General features: G+C 74.9%; 1 protein-coding gene and 2 pseudogenes. All 3 read right to left on the bottom strand.

Translation table 11 applies throughout. The features are described 5' to 3' along the window. Nucleotides 1–198 (bottom strand): annotated as a pseudogene (locus AB0M20_RS42480) (glycosyltransferase family 9 protein); the annotation flags it as partial. Next, nucleotides 195–872, bottom strand: a complete 678-nt coding sequence (locus AB0M20_RS42475; RefSeq protein WP_364307076.1) for an SDR family oxidoreductase — start codon at nucleotides 870–872, stop codon at nucleotides 195–197. The gene AB0M20_RS42475 and the pseudogene AB0M20_RS42480, both read right to left, overlap by 4 nt. 14 nt (nucleotides 873–886) lie before the next feature. Beyond that, a pseudogene (locus tag AB0M20_RS42470) lies at nucleotides 887–1561 on the bottom strand (adenylyltransferase/cytidyltransferase family protein); the annotation flags it as partial. Nucleotides 1562–1593 lie beyond the last annotated feature (32 nt).

Here is a 1593-nt window from a genome sequence, read left to right as displayed (position 1 = left end):
CACCGACGGCAGCGGCCGGTCCAGGCCGTCCAGCGGGATCAGCTCGTCGACGCCGCCGATCAGAGCGACCAGCGGGCCGAGCCAGGCCGGGGTGGCGAGGGCGAGACGCCGATCGGGGAACGCGGCGCGGAGGCCGCGCAGGGCGGGCACTCCGGCCGCGAGATCGCCGACGCCGAGCGCGCGGAGAACCAGGATCACGGGTACGAGCTCTCCCGCTCGGCCGCGATGACCAGCTCCCGGACCGCGCTGCCGGCCGGCTGCTGCAGCGCGAACAGGATCGCCGCCGCCACGTTCGCCGGGTCGTTCAGGATGGCGTCCGGGCCGGGCTTGTACTTCTCGTCACGCTCGTCGAAGAACCGGGTCCGCATGCCGCCCGGGATGACCAGCGTGACGCCGACCTGCCCGGCCAGCTCGGCGGAGAGCGCGCGGGTGAAGCCGACCACGCCGAACTTCGCGGCACAGTACGCGGTCGCGTCGCTGACCGCCTTGATGCCCAATGTGGACGAGATGGTGACGATGCCGCCGTGGCTGTCGGTCAGCGCGGGCAGCGCCGCCCGGATCACCGCCGCGGTCGCCATCAGATCGATCTGGATGATCCGGTCCCACACCTCGCCGGGCACGTCGGCCAGAGCGCCGGGCACGTCCATCCCGGCCGCGGTGACCACACCGTCGAGACCGCCGGCGTCCGCGATCACCTCGCGGGTGGCCGCCTCGGCGGCGCGGGTGTCGGCCAGGTCGCACTCGACCCACGGCACCCCCTCGGCGGGCCGCTGCCGGTCGATGACGTACGGCCGGCCGCCCGCCTTGGTGACCGCCTCGACGACCGCGGCGCCCAGGCCGCTCGATCCTCCGGTGACCAGTACTGCGTCCATGTGTCTCAGCCTTTCGCTCGGGCGATGGTGTTCGTGGTGGACCGGCCGTCGAGGTACGGCACGATCACGGTCCGGCCGCCCCAGCGGTCGAGGACCTTCGACTCGGGGACCTCGGCGTAGTCGCCGCCCTTGACCCACACGTCCGGCCGCAGCCGGGCGAGGACGGCGTCCGGGGTGGTCTCGGTGAAGACCTCCACGGCGTCCACGCAGTCGAGGGCGGCCAGCAGCCGGGCGCGGTCGCGCTCGTTGGTGAGCGGCCGGTCCGGGCCCTTCAGCGCTCGCACCGAGTCGTCGGAGTTCAGGCACACGATCAGGCAGTCGCCGAGCTGGCGCGCGGCCCGCAGGGTGGCGAGGTGACCGACGTGCAGCAGGTCGAAGCAGCCGCCGGTGGCCACGACGGTGCCCCCGCGGGCCCGGACACGAGCGATCACGTCGTGCACGTCGCCGCTCTCGTGGACCGGCGGCTCGGTGGCGTTGATGCCCCCGGCCGCGACGTAGGCCGTGGCGGCGGCGACCGCCTCCACCACCGCCTCCGAGACGAGCGCACCCCCGGCGAGGGCGAGCGCGGCCGTGGCGGCGAACCGGTCACCCGCGCCGCACGGGTCGCCGGTCGCGACCTGCGGTGCTGGCACCATCAGCGGCGCCGGCCCGGCGTGACAGAGCATCGCGCCCCGGGCGCCCATGCTGGCGGGCCGACGCGGTCGCCGTCACCATGGGCGCC

This window comes from Actinoplanes sp. NPDC051633 (assembly GCF_040681735.1).
Classification (GTDB): Bacteria; Actinomycetota; Actinomycetes; order Mycobacteriales; family Micromonosporaceae; genus Actinoplanes.
Note: the sequence above shows the minus strand (reverse complement) of the source record. Positions and strands in the feature narration are given on the sequence as shown.